Source organism: Pseudomonas sp. H3_A02, from assembly GCF_054671965.1.
In genome coordinates this window covers 3,217,530-3,234,184 of record NZ_CP162807.1, presented here as the reverse complement: position 1 = coordinate 3,234,184, position 16,655 = coordinate 3,217,530, and the positions used below count along the sequence as shown (strand labels likewise).

Genomic DNA, 16,655 nt, shown 5'->3' with positions numbered 1-16,655 from the left:
GTCTTGAAACACACCGCGCCGCACAATCAGTCCGACACATCGGTAACAAGTGTTCCACTCACTCGCTGGCCAGATGTCTCTCGATCAGCCTCGCCGCCTCATCTGCGTGAGTAAAGCCCAGGTTGTGATCGGCGCCGGGGAAAACGTGCAATTGAGCGCGGGGCAATAGTTGGGCAAGGTACTGGCCGACGCGAACGGGGCTGATCGGATCAGCGTCGCCCCAGAGCAGCAAGACCGGCATGCGCAACTCGACCAAGCGGGATGTGAGGTCGGTGCGGTCGTCGAGAAACCAACTCGGTAGCGTCGAGTTGGCCGCCGCAAAATCCGGGCGCCAGTCCTGCGCGCCCAGCGCCGACATGTCCACCCCGCCCGAGGTGACGGTCAGCACCAGGTGGGTGATCAGCTCAGGGCGTTCAAGCGCTGCGAGCACAGCGACGATACCGCCCATGGATTGCGCCACCAGCGCTGTGGGTCGGTCGATCTCGGCCAGCACACGTGCCACCAGGTCACTCATGCCGATAACGCCAGCCACGGGCGGCGTGTCTCCAAATCCGGGCCAGCCGATATGTACTTGCTGCGCCGGGTGGGCCAAGCGCTTAGCAACCGGACGCCAGAACTGGGTGTTGCCTGAGGCGCCGGGCAGGAAGATGAGTTTGGCGGGGGATGCGGTCACGGGTTCGTCCTTGAGGGTGGAGTTGAAAGGGTCAGCAAGAATGCAAAAGAGATACCGCTAGGTTCGATGATCGCTTCGGAACGAGAGCTGTCATCCATAGCTACCCTTCGTGAAAGAGAGATCGTGGACGACAGCAGCCATTGAGCCTTTCGTTTTGGTCAGTGAGGCCGAATCCTTCTATGCTCAGCCATTATGCGCAAGGAATTACCTTGATGGATTACCTGATTCGAAACGCTATGGCTGCCGATGCCCCGGCCATCAGTCAAACGATCATCAATGCTCTGCGCCAGTCCAATGTTCAAGACTACTCATCCGAAATTATCGATCAAGTGGCGCAAAATTTTTCCCCCATGGCAATTCTTCAATTGTTGGCTCAACGTCAGATGCTCGTAGCAATAGTCGACAATCATATTGTTGCAACAGCGAGTCTTGATCAGGACGTGGTCCGAAGCGTGTTTGTCGACCCGAGCCACCAAGGGAAGGGGCTCGGGAAACACCTGATGGAGAGGATTCAATCGATCGCCACAAACGCAGGTCTGAACCTGCTACGGGTTCCCTCTTCAATCACCGCAGAAGGCTTTTATGCTTCGCTTGGCTTTAAAAAAGTCCGGGATGAGTTTCACAAATCGGAGCGCACGATCATCATGACGAAAACCTTGGGGCTGTAGCACTGCAGCGTCCATTCGCCATGGTTAGCCTTTGGCCTATCCCCGTCCGGCATCACACCACACTCGCCCGATACCCAAAGGAACCTGTATACATCCATGAAGCAGGGACTCATTTTCACCGGCAAGACTTCAAATCGTCCGAGCTACAACCCTCGCATTCCACAACCCCCGATACCGCTCCCGCCACCATCGCAGCCACATCCTGGCGCCCTTCCCGCAGAGCAAAATACTCGCGCTGCCGTCGCGACCGACGGCAGTAACCCCGTTGCGGAAAAGCCGGGCTGAGCCCGCAGTTGCTCCGGTTCGAAGGGGTTGGATTCATACTCTTTGTCCGGATCCAGCCCGTACAGCGAAAAACTGAGCAACTCCTCATCGCCATTGGCGAGCTTGGCCAGCACATCGTATTCCACGTGGGTGCCGTTGCTGGTCTTGAGGAACTGGCAATAGTCGTCCTGCAGCCGGGCACCCAGGCTGGCTTCCAGTTGCGCGATGGCACGGTCGGTGGCGCCTTCACGGGTGTTTTCAAGGATCAGTCCACGGTAATCAATCACTGATGTCTCGGAAGGGTATTGGGTGGAACGCGGTATCAATCAATTTTACGTCTCTCGTCATTCCTTAAACGCTGTGAACGCTGCCATTCGCCCCCAGTATTCGCACAGCACGGGATGATGTTCTTGCCCGCGGAAGATGTAGGTGGTGGCCCTGCTGATTTGTAAGACGTACAGTTCGGATGCTTACGACTATGGAAACATCCTACATATGATTGGGAATCCCCTTCTCTATCAATCCCTTACGTATTTTTTACGGTGGCGACTATAGTCTTGGCGTCGCCCAGATGGCGACCGGGTTTGGCGACTCGATTGACACAATTTTCCAACAACACAGGGAATTGTCATGAACCAATACATGGGCCTGCCCGCCAAATAAGCCTGCACGCCGACAACCTGTGGCGAGGGAGCTTGCTCCCGCTGGGCTGCGCAGCGGCCCCTTTTGTGAGTGCTGCGCACTCAAGCGGGAGCAAGCTCCCTCGCCACAGGTTCATCGTTTTCTTAAGTGCGCATTACAGGGCTATAGGTAGGGGATTTTCCAATGACCCAAACAGCGATGAAGCTCGACCCGAAACGCTATTCCGTAACACTAAGGCGGATTTGTGCGCCATCGGGTAAACCGTCGATTTCCTCAGCAAGGTAGCCTGAAACTGCCACTAGTTCGTGAAGTGAGATGATCGCCAGATTGCTCCCCTCGTACTTTCCACCCAACACGGCAGGGACTTTCAGACAATACTTATACCCAGGACGAAGCAGGCCGAGTCTATCCCTTGCCTGGTTGACCAATGCCTCCATGTACCAATCATGCAAGAACTCCTGAGTCTGAGTGAGAGCGTCAAACTCCGCGCGATCATTGGCGACACGATTGCAGCAAAGATCTTCGGGACATAGGCGCCAGTAACTACCTGATGCATCTTTGACGATGAGGTTGCCAAAATCGTTATCCCCAATAACTACTGCAGGTTTGAGCCCGACCCAGCCCCAAGCTCTTTCAATTTCTTTCATCAATTCCATGGGCGCTTCACTCTCCTTGAATGCCCAATGCGACGATTACTACTAGAGCGAGCAATGACACGCTTGCGCATCCGTATCTGAACAATAGCTGCTATGTATCACACCACACTCGCCCGATGCAGACTGCTCATATGCCCAACACCCGCCGCCTTCAAACGGCTCACCAGATCCTCCCGCGCCGCTCGCCCTCCCGAACGCACGTACTCCAGCTCCGCCGCCGTAATCAATACCACCGGCACCAATCTGACCGGGGACAAGGGCATGTCATCCAGTTGGGTTGGGAAATCCGGCGCCGGGGCGCCGATTAGAACGCCGGTGGAGTCGTCATCGGTCACGAACAGCTTGGGCAGTTGATCGCTCATGTGGTGCGATTGGCTGAGCCCTGGAAGCTCAAGGGATAGCGCTCCGTGCTGGTCGAGTTGGTGGGTGATACCGCCAGCGTCGGCCACTGTTTTGGCGACGTGTTCCAACAATTCGAATGCCCAACTGCGCTTGAAAGGATCGACCTCTCCCACAGGACCACGGGCGTGCTCGGGGATATCCGCGGTTTCGACGAACAATTCCATCTCGAAGCCGTTGCCCATGCCTTCCGTATCATCGAACGGATCGGACAGGCCTTCAGTGGCGAGAATGATCGTGTCGCCACGGCGAACCACGCGGTAGGCCTGACGGGTCGAAGGCCAGTACGGGCCGCCGGAAAAGGTCGGGCTGATCAGGTAGGCAAGGACATCCCGCTCGACCGTGCCGACGGCGCTCCAATGACGATCCAGGCACGCTGCGCCAGCTTCCCGGACGGCCAGGTTGGCTGCTTCAGCCTCGGTCAGGTCGCCTAGCTCGGGGGATTGTGGCGCGGGCTGGTCATCTTGGGTTTCAGGGGCTTTCGATGAACCGAAGAGCTTCTTGAAGAAATTCATGGGCGTTCCTTGCTGGATTTTCGCTCGGCTTCACCGGTGTCAGCACTCGCTGATCCGATGGCAGGCGTCGGGGGCATTGTGGTGTGTTGGCGTTGAGATGAAAACCAAGACTGCGCCTTGTGCGCAGTGTCGACGAAAGGCGTGACAATCAGGCTATACACCGTCAGGTAACGCTGGTGGTCCTGTTCTCCGGTGCCGAAACGCAGGTGTTCAGGCTGCGAGCTGGTGACATAGAGCGTGCCGAACATCCAGTCCCACAGTGACAGGTTGACGCCGAAATTGCGGTTGAAATGACGCGGTGCATCGCTGTGGTGGATCTGGTGCTGGGCCGGACTGTTCAGCACATGTTCAAGCACCGGGCCAAAGGACAGCCAGACATGGGTGTGACGCAAATTGGCTGCCAGGCTATTGAAGATGAACACCAGGTACGTCACACCGAACAACGTGTAGCGGCTGATCTCACCACCACAGGCGTACCAGAAACCACCCGCGAAGAGGCCCAGGCAGGCAGTGACGCCAAGCTTCTCGACGATCTTCTCCACAAAATGCACCCGACTCGCCGTGGCCGGCACCAGCACGGGCGCCGAATGATGCACCTTGTGAAACGCCCAGAGCCAGCGCGAGTGAAACGCCCGGTGCGCCCAGTAGTGGACGAAATCCTTCACCAGGAACACCCCCAGCCCATAGAGCAAAGCGAGCGTAAGGTTCTCCCCCAGACGCGGACGCGCGCCCCAGAGGTTGCTGAAAAAAGCCAGGTAATCCCCGGAACGCAGGATGTACGGATCGACCAGATGGACAATGGGCAGCACCAAGGCAATCTTGAGAATGGCCCGGACGAAGTAGTAGCGATAATCCAGCAATGCCGAACGATGCAGATACACATGGCTGCCGCCGATGAATTGCCAGAATGAATGGGCGTCGGTCAGGCCGCGGTGTTTTCTGAAACGGAACAGGCCATAGGCGACACCGTAGGAGGCGCAGAGAAACAGGATTCCGAGGCGGCCGTTCAGGTTGAAGATGCCGAGGAACTGCTGGGTGATCGGTGCGATTACCCATGCGCTCAGGTGTTGATAGACAAGGGAAAACGCATCCACGAAATGCCGGCCTCTGTCGAAGGAGCGCTATTGTAGATCAGTGGGGTTGGGCTGGGCTTGGGTTTTCAGGTATGTATATCAGTCGCCAGGACCGGATTGATTACAAAAAGGATGAACATGACATTGACAGTCGAAACCTTGGTCAGCACTGCAATGACCAACCCAATCAACGCCCAAATCACTTCGCGCTTGCCTTCACTCGGTTTGAATCAATGCATGCTTACGGCCGGCTGCCTGTTCCAAGCCGTCTGGAATCATCAGACGCAGCAGCCACCCGCATGGGGCGTGAAGGACTACGATGTTTTTTACTTCGACCCTGACCTGTCTTGGGAAGCCGAGAATGAAGTGATCAACGCCGCCCAACTGCTCTTTCAGGACCTGGACGTCAACATCGAGGTCAAGAACCAGGCCCGCGTCCACCTTTGGTACGGTCAGCGGTTTGGCAAGCCTTATCCTCAGCTTCAGTCGGCCAAGGATGGCATTGATCGTTACTTGATTGCGGGGACGTGTATTGGGCTGGATGTTGAAACAGGTGAGGTCTATGCGCCCTATGGCCTGGACGACATAGAGCAAGGCGTTCTTCGCATGAATCCAAAAAATCCCCAGCCGGATTTGTTCGATGAGAAAGCCAAGAGTTATCAAGCTCGCTGGCAGTGGCTCAGAATTTATGGATGACCTTCACTGATCCGACTCACTCCAGGAGCGAAGCCGACTTGAGCAAATCGTAAAGTCCTTCAGGCACCAGCGGTGATAGAGCAGTGAAACTGGCACTGGAGCACCACGTTGCTCTGAATGATGCTCCGTTGCTTTCAAAGCCTTCCAGCCAGGGTTTTTCGTAGAGATCAGTGTCGTCAAACCTCGCATCGTAAACCTGGACGATCTCGTGCCCAGGCTTGCCGTCGTAGGTAAAAATGCTTTCCAAAGTGCCAACCAGCCGAAGGTCACTGATCGAGGCGCCCAGTTCCTCTTGCACTTCTCGGACGATGGCATCGTGGCTCCTCTCGCCGAATTCAATGCCACCACCAACCGGACGAAAAAACATCTGCTGTTTGATGGCATCGTAAAACTGGTTGACCAGTATTTTTCCATGATGATGAAAGATACAAAGAGCGAGGGGGCGAATGCGTTGCTCCGACATGAATAAAACTTCCTTCTGATTTAATGATCAACAACGTCCTGCAAATCCCAGTATCAGGGTTAAAACGCCCGACTCAGCCTTGACTCATCGTCCCCGAAAAACTCGCCTCCACCGGCCCGATAAGAACGACCGCGCCTACACCATCCCATTGCACCGTCACGCTGCCGCCATCACATTCAACCTCGACGGTACTGTCCAACAAACCACGACGAATCCCGTTAACAACCGCACCGCACGAACAGGACCCCGACCCCAGCGCAATACCCGCCCCGCGCTCCCAGATACGCAAACGAATATGCGTGCGATCAATGATCTGGACAAAATGGACGTTGGTCTTGAGTGGAAATAGCGCGTTGGTTTCGATGGCCGGTCCGATCGTCGCGATATCAACGCCAGCCAGGTCATCGACAAAGTAGGTGCAGTGGGGATTACCCATGCTGCACGCAGTTGGACTGCCGGCCAGTGGCAAGACAGCGGTGTCCAGTTCTTGCGCCAAGGGAATGTCCGACCAGCCGAAAAGCGGCACGCCCATGTCGACGCAAATGTCGCCGGTCGGGGTACGTTCGCAAGTAAGCAGACCACGGTTGGTGCGCAGGGCTACCGAAGTCACATTGGCTTCGCGCATGAGCAAGTCCGCCGCCCCCCGCGTCGCGCTGCCACAAACGTCCAGCGCAGAGCCATCTGCGTTCCAGAACATCACCCGCGCATCGGCATCATCGCAATCGAGCAACACCGCGAGTTGGTTGAAGCCCACGCCTCGGTACCGATCCCCCATGCGCTGGACGATGGCGCTTGTCACCGGGTTGGCCGAGTTTCGCGAATCGACAATAACGAAGTCATCGCCATTGGCATGCATTTTATGAAAGGTCAGTTGCATGCAAACGCTCTGCTGGAGACGGAATTACCGTAATAAAAATTGCTGATTGCTTGGACGTCTCGGACATACAGGATGATTCGATTGGGTGACGGTTGCATGTGTTCTTCCTTGATCATTGTGAGTGTTGCGCTTGCTCATATGCCTTGGTCATGACCTCCCAGGTCTTGGCATCGGCAGGAATCAGATGCTCGATACGCAATGAGCTCATCGTGATGTCGAGCGGCATGCCGAAGGTTGTGAACGTTGACATGAACGTCAGCTCACCCTGGGGAGACTCGACTCGCGTCAGCAATAGCGGAGGCAGCTCGTTAACCAGCGCCGCAGCGCTGTACGGGGCCGGCAGGCACTTCAGAATCTCAGCCAACGCGGGATTGTTCAAGGCTTCCCGGGATGCTCGTTGCCAGGCCACTAATCTTATTTCCTCGGCGTTGCTCAAATGGTCACCCAAGCCACCGGGTTGCAGCAATGTCACCAAGAGGTTGAGTCCCTCTGCCGCCTCTCTGGCAAGCCCAACCAGATCGAACAGAACACCCGCGCTGGTGTTGGCGGCAAGGATGTCCCATTGGGCACCCAGAACAATCGCAGGAGCGGGGTTGTTGGCGTGAAGTACATGATCAATGGCATCACGTACCACTTCCATTGACGACGACGTGAGCGGCGTCGTTTCGTAGCGCGGGGCATAACCACTGGCTAGGAAGATGTCGTTGCATCGCTCCAAGGGCACATCCAGGGCAGTCAACAAGTTATGCAGAGTGCCGGGGCTTGGCTTGGCGCGTCCCGTCTCAATGCAACTAAGGTGACGCTGAGATAGCCCTGTGATCAGTGCACAGTCCAGCTGACTCAGTCCGGCCTGTTGACGCAAGTGACGCAGTTGCGCTCCAGCTGAGGTGGGTGGCGTTGTTCGAGAGAAAGGTCGACTGGTCATCCGTTGACTCTGGCATTGCGGGTGAGCGGCGTCGATGACCTCAGAGGTCATTGAAACCATGACGATTAAATCACTAGCCTATTTCCACTGATCAATGCACTTGTCCGAGGAAGCACAGTGAAAAAACCTTACATCGCACTTGTCACGTTGCTGCTTTTTTCCGTGTACACGGCGGGCACTTTGTTTTTCGCCGAACAATCGCTCCTGGCATTCGGTCTCGGGCTCATGTCCCGCCCAGACACCGCGCAGGTCGTCATCGACCTTTATCTGCTCGCTTGCATGGCGTGCATCTGGATGTACCGGGACGCACGTTCGAAAGGCAGGTCGTTCACATCGCTGCTGCCTTACCTCCTGATCACGGCCATCTTCGTATCAATCGGTCCGCTGTTGTACATCGTCGTTAACGGATTTGGACGCCAATCGCCGGTGACTGGTACTCCTGATTACCCACCTCCTTAAGCAATGCACCAACAGCGTCCCCATCAAGGCCAATCAACAAGCACCGCTTTCGGATCGCCCTGGCGCATCTGGGCCAACTCAGCATCCGCCTTGGCTTGCGTCGCGTGGCAGAACTCGAAGGCGTTCTGGGTCTTGCCGGTCGGCCCCTTGGCCTCGGCCATGCACACCACCGCACCTGGTGCACAAATGGCGCTGTTAAGTTTGAAATCCCCCCAAACGCCAGGTTGTTCCCGCTTCACCTTGGCGATGTAGTTTTTGAGCGAGGGTTGCATGTCGCTCGCGGCCCCGGCGATCAATTTGACCGGGCTGACGCTAGCACCGTAAGTATGCTGGGTGGACAGCACGGCGGTGCAATACATTGCATCTGCCGGGATCGCAGCCGCTACACCGTTCGCCATCACCGTCGGGGTCACCGAGACTTGAGTGCCGCCAGGCCCCACCAGAACCGGAACGATGCTAAACGCGTTGTTTCGCCATATCTTCAGGTTCACCCGCGAACCAATTGGCGCTTTTGCAACGGCCACCCTGAAATCGATTGAGTCGGCGATAAGCCCATTGTCCACTGCCACGATCACGTCTTGAGGCAAGATCCCGGCCTGCTGCGCACCGCTCCCCGGAACGGTCGCCAGCACCACGACCCCAGCGGGGGGAAGTGACAGGGCCATGGCCCGCTTCGGATCGATGGTGTCGATGCTGGCGCCGATCCGACCGCGAGGTAAGTTGGCCGGCTGGCAACCCTTTTCAAGCCATACCTGACTGGCCGCTTCTTTTCGAGCCGTGGCGACCTGCTTCATGATCGGCTCAGCGCTCGCCTGGTACATCGGCACCTCGCTGAGGGACATTTCGATGTACTCACAGGACTTGGAGCGATACCGGTCAGGCGTTTCCCGGGTCACCAGTTTCTGCAGGTCAATGGGCGGCAGGCCTTGGGGCGCGGCGACGGTGGAGGTCGCAGGAGAGACGCTGGCAGAGTCCGCAGTCGCAACCGAGGAGACCACGTAGGCGCCGGCCGCCAGGCCTACGGCACTGGTCATTACGCTGGTGTCGACGCCACCCGGCATGGGAAGCAGCATCGCACCAACTACCGCCGCCTCACCGAGACCGCCATCAGAGGCACAGCCAGCCAAGGCAGTGAGCGAAAGTGCAACGGCGAGCCTGGTGCTTGATTTGAAGGCAGGAGCAAACATTTCGCGTCTCAGTGATTGGTTCGAAAGGATCGTGCCACATAATGGCGAAGTGCCTTTAAGTTGTATATCGAATGCACGTTTGCCCGAATGCCGCTCGTCTCAATCACAGGTTGGACAGGATGATGGCCAAATAGTACCTTGCCTGGACCTGCCTAAACGCCACGACCTCAGAGAAGCCCATGTCAACAAAGTGCCTTGCCGCAACATTGGTGCTCTCCCCTCTCCTGGCGTCTTGCGTCAACCCCATGTACAGCGCCGCCGAGCGAGCCGAAACAGCGGAATACCTGCGCAAGGTCAGAGACCCGGCGACCTACTACGCCATGGATTGTGAAACGTTCCTGGCGACCAAACGGGGCTGGGAAAAATACCCCAACATGGCGACCGACCCTGTCAACCTCGTGATCCAACAGGTCGCCACACAGCGCGATTGTTCAGCCGACAGCGTTCCTGCGCCCAGTGCGGCCACAGTGCAACCGACTCCCGTAGCGTCAGCGGCAATGCCCGTACCGGTGTCTAATCAGTCGGGTGTGTTGGGCCTGCACATCACCCCTGTTACACCAACGGTGGCTCGGCAATTCGGCTTAGCCGCTGTCAGCGGCGTATTGGTCTTGGGGCCCGTGCCAGGAAGTGGCGCTGAAAAAGCAGGCATGTTGGCCGGCGATATCGTTTTGCAAATTGCCGGGACCTCGGTCAATAGCCCGGCCGAGCTGACCGCTGTCGCCAGCCGTATTCGACCTGGTTTCACGGCGCCGCTGAAGGTATGGCGTTACCGGGCGGCCATCGATGTACTGGTGGAAATAGGCGACTCCTCGGGCTTGGCACCCTCGGTAGCGCCTGCGGCAGCCGTCACGCCGACGCCGGGCCTTCCCTTGGCCGCCCCCGTTACATCCCCAGCGAGCAATAGCGCGACCAATACTTCGTTCTGTTTTGCCCTGTTCGAGGCCAGGCAAGTCCAGGGGCTGAGCGACTATCCATCAAGGGGGCTTATCACCCCCGTCTGGCAAGGCCCGGCACTGAGCGGCACACCAGCTCGTCTTGCCATGCCTGAGTTCCAGGCATTCACTCGGGCCCAAGGCTACGACGTGAAAATGCAACCGATGTTCTGCCAACCCATCGGCGCCAGCGAGCAGTGCCAGGCGCTGGGCTCGGAAAGCTTCATGCTGACCACTCGCAGCTTTACCACGATGGTCAATTGCACTGAAACCTTACAGGGCGTAGAAACAACGCGCGGTCTACTGCTCAAACAGTGGCCTTATTTACAGACCACCGCGTGGCGTCCTTTGGCGGGTAACTAATGGCTATCTCTCAAGCCAATCTTCCCGCGTCATTTCCCAGACTTCCTTAAGCAACGCCCCACAAACGAAGTCCCCCTGCTGCGTCGCAATCATGCGCATGCCTTCATGTTCCGAAACTTTACGTGAAGCCAGGTTGCCCACTGCCTTGGGCACCTGCATGACGGGGCGCCCCAGGGTTTCAAACCAATAGGCGTTGATCGCCTCGCACGCTTCACGCATGTAGCCTTTCCCCTGCCATGGCGGCGACAACCAGAAACCCCGGTTGTTGCCAGGCTGATCGTAGAGGCTGATGCTGCCGATGCGCTGTGTCGGCTCCTCGGCAAGACGGATCATCCAGTGCCACTCGCGTCCGGCGGCGACAGCGGGGAGCGCATGGTCACGAACGTACGTCAGCGCGCCATCATCCGGGTAGGGCCAGGGCACGCGGCTGTCGAGGTAGCGAACCACTTCCCAGTGTGGGAATAATCGTTGAATCGCTGGTGCATCCGTCAGTTCCAGGGGTGTGAGGATGAGGCGGCTGGTTTGGAAGGTGGGGATAGGTTCCAAAGTGAATTCCTTTTCTAACGTTATGGCGTCCAGGGAAACTTCCCTATTAGAAATTATCCGTCGCCTTGCGGAGCGAATGTCGGAAAAACCAAGTTGCACACTCAATCACATCACTGCCTACACTGGATGCGCTCAATCCCATTGAACCGCATAAGGACATCACCTTGCGACAACTTACCCTCAGCGACAACAAACTCCGAGGTTTCCCCCATGAAATCGACGTTCATGGGTGGTGCATCGGGGAACCTGCGTGATAGTGAAGCCCCACTCAAACCTCATCACCGGATTGGCCCTCGCGGTGGTCGCGACGCTGAGCTGGGCGTTGAACTTCATTGCGCCCTACGTCACCGGCGCCTACACGATCTATGACTTGATGATCGTAAGGTTCTTGATCGCCGGTGCCCTGGGCCTGGGTGTCGTGCTGCTCTATCGGAGCCAGCTGCGGCTGCTGCGCCGCAATCAGGTGCTTCTGGCCGCAAGCCTGGGCGTTGTCGGCTACCTCGGCTATAGCGCCTGCATCGCCGCCGGCATCATTTTCGGCGGGCCGGTGCTGACCCCGGCGTTTATTGGGATGGTGCCAGTCTTGCTGGCACTGCTGGGCAACGCCACAACCAAAACCCTCCAGTGGCGCAAACTGGCAATCCCCCTGGTTTTCTTGACGGTGGGTCTTCTGCTGTCGAATCTCGGCGCTGTCCATCAACCCGTTGCAAGCGAGGGCTCTTGGCTGATGGGTTTGTTGTTTTCAATCGGTGCCGTGGTCTTGTGGCTCGCCTTCAGTTGGTTGAACCAGCGCGCCCTGCTAACGCTGCCACCCAAAGCGTCAGGCGCATGGACCGGCCTGATGATGGCGGGCGCAGGAGTCGGTACCTTGTGCTTGTTACCGGCGGTACAAGCACTCGACCTGCTCAAACTGCCGAGCCTGGGTTTTAGCGTTTCCGTTGCGGGGGATTTATATCTCTGGGGTTTGGTGATTGCGCTGATGTCATCCGTTGTCGGAGCCTGGGCCTGGAACGCCGCGTCACGGCGTTTGCCCATGGTGCTTTCCGGACAATTGATCGCCTTGGAGTCGCTGTTCGCGACGCTACTTGGCTTGTGGTTTCATGGTCGGCTACCGACACTTCTGGAGACGTCAGGTCTTGCGGCGGTGCTTGTTGGGGTGATCATGGGGGTGCGGATCATCCTCAACTCCAGCGGATCGACAAGCGCCTCTGCCCCTTGATCAACAGACGATTGCCCTACTCCTTGTCTGGCTCTTTGGTTGTCTTTTTGCGGCCCTTCGAAGTCACCGTTTTGTACTCACCGATGCCGACCTCTTTCACTGAATATGCGGTCAGAGAGCCCTCGTGCAAACGGTAGAGAGCTGAAGTTTTACTGCCGGAAAGAGGAACAGTTTCGATATGAGCCGCCATCTTTGCCGAGGACGCTGACAAGAAAGCACTCGGCTCCATCGCAAATCGCTCTGCCAGCGCGTACGCCATCTTGTGACTGATAGGCCGATCGCCATTGAGCACCTTGGACACCGCCGTTTTATCACCGATTTCAGGAAGGTCTGAACCGGTCAGCCCGAGTGTCTCCATCAGGTCCTTGATCAATTGCACAGGCGTGCAGGTCGCCTCAAAAGCGGCATTCGATTCGCGAAACTGATCGGAGTCGCGCTGGTAGGCCAGGATTTCATCCTCGAGTTCAACGAGAATTCTCTCCTCGGTCTTGCTCAGCTCGCGCCCGTCGGTGAGTTCATCGAGCAAGTCCGTCGCACGCTCATAGTCGGCAGAGGTCTTGATGCCATGCACAAACTCACCGCGCAGGCGATCCAATACCGCGTATAGCTCGCCAAGCGTTGCGATCACGGTTTGAAAGTCGTTCCGGGCTGCGCTCATCGTCTTACCCCTTTGTTTCTTGCATACCAGACGTTGGCAACGTCGTAATCGGCATGCGTGTAGATGTGTTTGACGTAGAACTTCTGCCGGGTGTAGTTGACGCCACCTATCACCCTGAGATTATTGCCGCCTACGTCGATCACTACCCAATTCATTGCGGCCCTGGGCTTGAACAAGTCGACACCCTGCGTACCGAAAAGCTTTTGCAGGTCCGCGAACGCCTTGGGGCGAGCCATCCTCAAAATGCGCAGGCAACGCTCAAGCCCGGCCTTGTCGTTCGGGTACAAAATCGCAGCGTCGTCAAAACGTGATGGCGTGAGTATATCCATGGGCTTCCTTGTCTTTGAGCCGATGGTACTCTGGTTGTGTTTTTTCACAACTCGAATTTATTGGCGGCAACGGGACTCACACTGTGGCAAGCAGGCGATTTGGCCGGCACCATTGGGCCAAATGGGTTTATCACCTACACATCCCGAGACAAAAACATGAACCCTGCCGACCCGACCCGCCTGAAAATCTGGCAAGCCCTTTCATCGCTCTTTCTCGACACTGAGATGGACGACCTGACCTACGATTACATCGCCCGCGTCGTCCTTGAAAGCGGCTATTCGCCCAGTGAAATACGCAGCATCCTGTGGAATGAAGTATTCCCGGTGCTCGAAGCCAACCTCAGATCCGTCGCGGGCGAATGGGTGGGATGGACAGATGAGTGGTTGCTGGAGCACCTCATCGCAAGCGATGGGCTCGAGCCCAGGAAAGGCAGCGGCAGCATTGCCAAGGAGGTCGACAGGTGTTGGAACCAGGTCGCGACGCGGCTCCCACCCGGATATGACTGACGCGATTGCATCGCCACTTCAAGCTTCCCTGAAGTGGCTCCCGTTCAACCCGTCACACCCCCCTGCGGCACCTTCCCAGCAAAACTATCCACCAGACTCGCCACCACCATCTCCCCCATCCGCGTGCGGGTCTGCAACGTCGCACTCGCCCGGTGCGGTTGCAGCACCACCTGCTCATTGCCGAACAAGGCCTCAGGCACACGCGGCTCATCGACAAACACATCCAGCGCCGCGCCGGCAATGTCACCAGAAGTCAGCGCCGCCACCAGATCAGCCTCGTTGACCAATTTGCCGCGAGCCACGTTGATCAGATATCCGCCCTGGCCCAAGGCACGCAGTACCTCGGCATCGATGATGGCCTCAGCCTTGTCGGCGGCCGCCGCGAGGATCAAGGCGTCGCTGTCGCGGGCCAGTTGTTTGAGATCGGCGACAAAGGTGTGGTTCACGTCGCTCATGGGCTGCAGGTCGGTGTAGCTGATCGGACACCCGAACGCGGCGGTGCGCGTCGCCACGGCGCGACCGACCCGACCCATGCCGACGATGCCGATGCGCATGCCGGACACCTGCCGGGCCAATGGCAGCGGAGACAGTGGCGTCGGGCTCTGGGGCCATTGGCCGGAGCGCACGTAGCGATCACCGGTGCACAGCCCCCGGCACACGGCAATCAATAGGCCGATTGCCAGGTCGGCGACATCTTCGGTCAGCGCGCCGACGGTGGCCGTGACGCGGATTCCGCGATCCCTGGCGTAGGCCAGGTCCACCGCATCGGTGCCCACGCCGTTGACCGCGACCACTTCCAGTTGGGGCAGTTGTGCCATGAGCGCCTGGCTGATGCCGGTATGCCCACCGGTGATCACACCGCGAATGTTGACGCCGTGTTCTTGTAGATAGGCTTGTTTGTCAGCCTGTTCGAAATAGCGCCGCACCGTGAACAGTTCGTTGAGCCGGACATTGATTTCGGGGATCAGGATTGGGCTGAGCTGCAAGACTTCTGGCTTCATGTAGACCTCGTAACGAAATAGGAAAAAACGGATTCAAGCGCAACCAAGACGTGCTCGAATCAGTGTGGCGAGTGCATGTCCTCAAAATGAACCGCGCAGGCTCAACCGCGACCGGCAAATGGCATGGCCGTGGCCATGACGGTCATGTTCAAGACGTTGGCCGACAACGGCAGGCCAGCGATGTAGCGCACCGCGTCGGCCACGTGTTTGACGTCCACCATCGGCTCCACCGCGATGCTGCCGTTGGCCTGGCGCACGCCCTTGGTCATGCGCACGGACATTTCGGTGAGGGCGTTGCCGATGTCGATCTGGCTGCAGGCGATGTTGTATTCGCGTCCGTCCAGGGCCAGGGATTTGGTCAGCCCCAGCACCGCGTGTTTACTGGCGGTGTAGGCGCTGCTGAACGGCCGTGGGGTGTGGGCCGAGATCGATCCGTTGTTGATGATCCGTCCACCCTGGGGCTGTTGCCGGCGCATCAGGCCGAAGGCACCACGGGCGCACAGGAAAACGCCGTTGAGGTTGGTGTCGATCACGTTTCGCCACTGCTCGAACGTCAGCTCATCCAGTGGCACGGCGGGCGCATTGACGCCGGCGTTGTTGAACACCACGTCCAGGCGTCCGAAGGCCTCGGCGATGGCGGCAAACAGCGCATCGACACTGGCCGGATCGCGCACATCGGTGGGTACCGCCAGGGCTTCGCGCCCCTCGCAAGCCGCCAACTCGACCAATGTCTGCAAGGGCTCGGGGCGGCGCCCGGCCAGCACCAGCGTGTAGCCGTCTGCCATCAGGCCCAGGGCCACCGCTCGGCCAATCCCGCTGCCGGCGCCCGTCACCAAAGCCACTTTCAATGTGTTGGACATGTGGATTCTCCCTTCTCGAATTCAGTCAGACAAACGCGGACCGACGCGCATTTCCAGTTCGCCGATGCCATCGATGCCGGCCGTGATGACATCACCCGGCTGCAGCACATCGACGCCTGCCGGGCTGCCGGTCATGATCAGGTCGCCGGCCCGCAGCGCCACTGATTGGGAGATGCGGGCGATCACTTCGCTGACCGACCAGATCTGGCTGTCGAGGCTGTCACGCTGGCGTTCTTCACCGTTCACGCTCAGCCACAACTCGCCCTCGGGGTGCCCTGCCCGCGACACCGGCACGATGGCCGTCATCGGCGCGGCGCCGTCAAACACCTTGGCGCCCTCCCACGGTAACCCGTTGCGCTTGGCCTGGCGCTGGACATCACGCCGGGTCAGGTCCAGACCCGCCGCGTAGCCCCACACATAGGCCAGCGCCTGGCCCTCAGGGATATTGGCGCCACCCTCGCCGATGGCCACGACCAATTCGATTTCATGAGCGAACTCCTCGGTCACTGGTGGAAACGTCACGTCACCGACCGCGTCCACTACGCAACTGGCAGGCTTCATGAAAAACATCGGTGGCACGCGGGATTCACCCTGGGTATCGGGCCAAGGGTAGTTGCGACCGACGCAAAAGACCCGGCCGACGGGAAAACGCTGCGGGGTGCCGACAACCGGTAGGGTTACTGGCAGGTCCGGGGTAAAGACATACTCGGGCATGTTCATCCTGGTAAAAGTCCTGATAGAAG

Annotated in this window: 21 protein-coding genes; 6 read left to right on the top strand and 15 right to left on the bottom strand. The window is 58.2% G+C overall.

The window, feature by feature from the left end; genetic code table 11:
* Positions 1-58: 58 nt before the first annotated feature.
* Positions 59-673, bottom strand: a complete 615-nt coding sequence (locus tag AB4N80_RS14395; RefSeq protein WP_460082624.1) for an alpha/beta fold hydrolase — start codon at positions 671-673, stop codon at positions 59-61.
* 212 nt (positions 674-885) lie between these two features.
* On the opposite strand from AB4N80_RS14395, the gene AB4N80_RS14390 reads away from it, so the two are divergent.
* A complete protein-coding gene (locus AB4N80_RS14390) occupies positions 886-1,341 on the top strand; it encodes an N-acetyltransferase family protein (protein WP_460082621.1) in 456 nt (151 codons plus the stop codon).
* 143 nt (positions 1,342-1,484) lie between these two features.
* Here AB4N80_RS14390 and AB4N80_RS14385 read toward each other — a convergent pair whose 3' ends face one another.
* The 4 genes from AB4N80_RS14385 to AB4N80_RS14370 all read right to left on the bottom strand — a co-directional run bounded on the left by AB4N80_RS14385 (position 1,485) and on the right by AB4N80_RS14370 (position 4,911).
* Complete coding sequence (locus tag AB4N80_RS14385) at positions 1,485-1,892, bottom strand: SMI1/KNR4 family protein (protein WP_460082618.1); 408 nt, start codon at positions 1,890-1,892, stop codon at positions 1,485-1,487.
* A 573-nt stretch (positions 1,893-2,465) separates the two neighbouring features.
* Positions 2,466-2,903, bottom strand: a complete 438-nt coding sequence (locus AB4N80_RS14380) for a T6SS immunity protein Tdi1 domain-containing protein (protein WP_122568671.1) — start codon at positions 2,901-2,903, stop codon at positions 2,466-2,468.
* Positions 2,904-3,001: 98 nt separating this feature from the next.
* Positions 3,002-3,817, bottom strand: a complete 816-nt coding sequence (locus AB4N80_RS14375; RefSeq protein ID WP_122568670.1) for a suppressor of fused domain protein — start codon at positions 3,815-3,817, stop codon at positions 3,002-3,004.
* Positions 3,814-4,911, bottom strand: a complete 1,098-nt coding sequence (locus AB4N80_RS14370) for a sterol desaturase family protein (RefSeq protein WP_122568669.1) — start codon at positions 4,909-4,911, stop codon at positions 3,814-3,816. The genes AB4N80_RS14375 and AB4N80_RS14370 overlap by 4 nt, the downstream gene beginning before the upstream one ends.
* 117 nt (positions 4,912-5,028) lie before the next feature.
* Here AB4N80_RS14370 and AB4N80_RS14365 point away from each other — a divergent pair, with 117 nt between their 5' ends.
* Positions 5,029-5,586, top strand: coding sequence for a nucleotidyltransferase family protein (locus tag AB4N80_RS14365; protein ID WP_122568668.1), 558 nt, complete (start codon positions 5,029-5,031; stop codon positions 5,584-5,586).
* Between the two features lie 16 nt (positions 5,587-5,602).
* On the opposite strand, the gene AB4N80_RS14360 is transcribed toward AB4N80_RS14365, so the two are convergent.
* The 3 genes from AB4N80_RS14360 to AB4N80_RS14350 all read right to left on the bottom strand — a co-directional run bounded on the left by AB4N80_RS14360 (position 5,603) and on the right by AB4N80_RS14350 (position 7,851).
* Positions 5,603-6,049, bottom strand: coding sequence for an NUDIX hydrolase (locus tag AB4N80_RS14360; RefSeq protein WP_122568667.1), 447 nt, complete (start codon positions 6,047-6,049; stop codon positions 5,603-5,605).
* A gap of 73 nt (positions 6,050-6,122) precedes the next feature.
* Positions 6,123-6,926: a diaminopimelate epimerase gene (dapF, locus tag AB4N80_RS14355; protein WP_460082611.1), complete on the bottom strand. Its 804-nt coding sequence runs from the start codon at positions 6,924-6,926 to the stop codon at positions 6,123-6,125.
* A gap of 112 nt (positions 6,927-7,038) precedes the next feature.
* Entirely contained in the window at positions 7,039-7,851 is an 813-nt protein-coding gene (locus AB4N80_RS14350) for a helix-turn-helix domain-containing protein (protein WP_305490872.1), read from the bottom strand.
* A gap of 117 nt (positions 7,852-7,968) precedes the next feature.
* On the opposite strand from AB4N80_RS14350, the gene AB4N80_RS14345 reads away from it, so the two are divergent.
* Positions 7,969-8,310 (top strand): DUF2834 domain-containing protein, encoded by a 342-nt coding sequence (locus AB4N80_RS14345; protein WP_460082608.1) that lies wholly within the window; start codon positions 7,969-7,971, stop codon positions 8,308-8,310.
* Positions 8,311-8,333: 23 nt separating this feature from the next.
* Here the strand turns inward: AB4N80_RS14345 and AB4N80_RS14340 are convergent, their stop codons facing one another.
* On the bottom strand, positions 8,334-9,497 hold the full coding sequence (locus AB4N80_RS14340; RefSeq protein ID WP_305467819.1) for a PDZ domain-containing protein: 1,164 nt from the start codon (positions 9,495-9,497) through the stop codon (positions 8,334-8,336).
* A gap of 245 nt (positions 9,498-9,742) precedes the next feature.
* On the opposite strand from AB4N80_RS14340, the gene AB4N80_RS14335 reads away from it, so the two are divergent.
* The gene (locus AB4N80_RS14335) at positions 9,743-10,792 is read left to right on the top strand and encodes a PDZ domain-containing protein (RefSeq protein WP_163006856.1); all 1,050 of its coding nucleotides are present in this window, start codon (positions 9,743-9,745) and stop codon (positions 10,790-10,792) included.
* Positions 10,793-10,795: 3 nt separating this feature from the next.
* On the opposite strand, the gene AB4N80_RS14330 is transcribed toward AB4N80_RS14335, so the two are convergent.
* Entirely contained in the window at positions 10,796-11,338 is a 543-nt protein-coding gene (locus tag AB4N80_RS14330) for a GNAT family N-acetyltransferase (RefSeq protein WP_122568662.1), read from the bottom strand.
* 253 nt (positions 11,339-11,591) lie between these two features.
* On the opposite strand from AB4N80_RS14330, the gene AB4N80_RS14325 reads away from it, so the two are divergent.
* Complete coding sequence (locus AB4N80_RS14325; protein WP_122568685.1) at positions 11,592-12,557, top strand: DMT family transporter; 966 nt, start codon at positions 11,592-11,594, stop codon at positions 12,555-12,557.
* A 16-nt stretch (positions 12,558-12,573) separates the two neighbouring features.
* On the opposite strand, the gene AB4N80_RS14320 is transcribed toward AB4N80_RS14325, so the two are convergent.
* On the bottom strand, positions 12,574-13,215 hold the full coding sequence (locus AB4N80_RS14320) for a helix-turn-helix domain-containing protein (RefSeq protein WP_122568661.1): 642 nt from the start codon (positions 13,213-13,215) through the stop codon (positions 12,574-12,576).
* Positions 13,212-13,544, bottom strand: coding sequence for a type II toxin-antitoxin system HigB family toxin (locus tag AB4N80_RS14315; RefSeq protein WP_122568660.1), 333 nt, complete (start codon positions 13,542-13,544; stop codon positions 13,212-13,214). The genes AB4N80_RS14320 and AB4N80_RS14315 overlap by 4 nt, the downstream gene beginning before the upstream one ends.
* Positions 13,545-13,700: 156 nt before the next feature.
* Between AB4N80_RS14315 and AB4N80_RS14310 the strand changes: the two genes are divergently transcribed.
* Positions 13,701-14,051 carry a DUF7079 family protein gene (locus tag AB4N80_RS14310; protein WP_305467827.1) on the top strand — a complete coding sequence of 117 codons (351 nt, stop codon included), beginning with the start codon at positions 13,701-13,703 and terminating at the stop codon, positions 14,049-14,051.
* Positions 14,052-14,095: 44 nt separating this feature from the next.
* Here AB4N80_RS14310 and AB4N80_RS14305 read toward each other — a convergent pair whose 3' ends face one another.
* From AB4N80_RS14305 to AB4N80_RS14295, 3 genes are all read right to left on the bottom strand, one after another.
* Positions 14,096-15,052 carry a 2-hydroxyacid dehydrogenase gene (locus tag AB4N80_RS14305; RefSeq protein ID WP_460082600.1) on the bottom strand — a complete coding sequence of 319 codons (957 nt, stop codon included), beginning with the start codon at positions 15,050-15,052 and terminating at the stop codon, positions 14,096-14,098.
* A 101-nt stretch (positions 15,053-15,153) separates the two neighbouring features.
* Positions 15,154-15,912 (bottom strand): SDR family oxidoreductase, encoded by a 759-nt coding sequence (locus AB4N80_RS14300; protein WP_122568657.1) that lies wholly within the window; start codon positions 15,910-15,912, stop codon positions 15,154-15,156.
* Between the two features lie 21 nt (positions 15,913-15,933).
* On the bottom strand, positions 15,934-16,632 hold the full coding sequence (locus tag AB4N80_RS14295; protein ID WP_460082596.1) for a fumarylacetoacetate hydrolase family protein: 699 nt from the start codon (positions 16,630-16,632) through the stop codon (positions 15,934-15,936).
* Between the last annotated feature and the right edge of the window lie 23 nt (positions 16,633-16,655).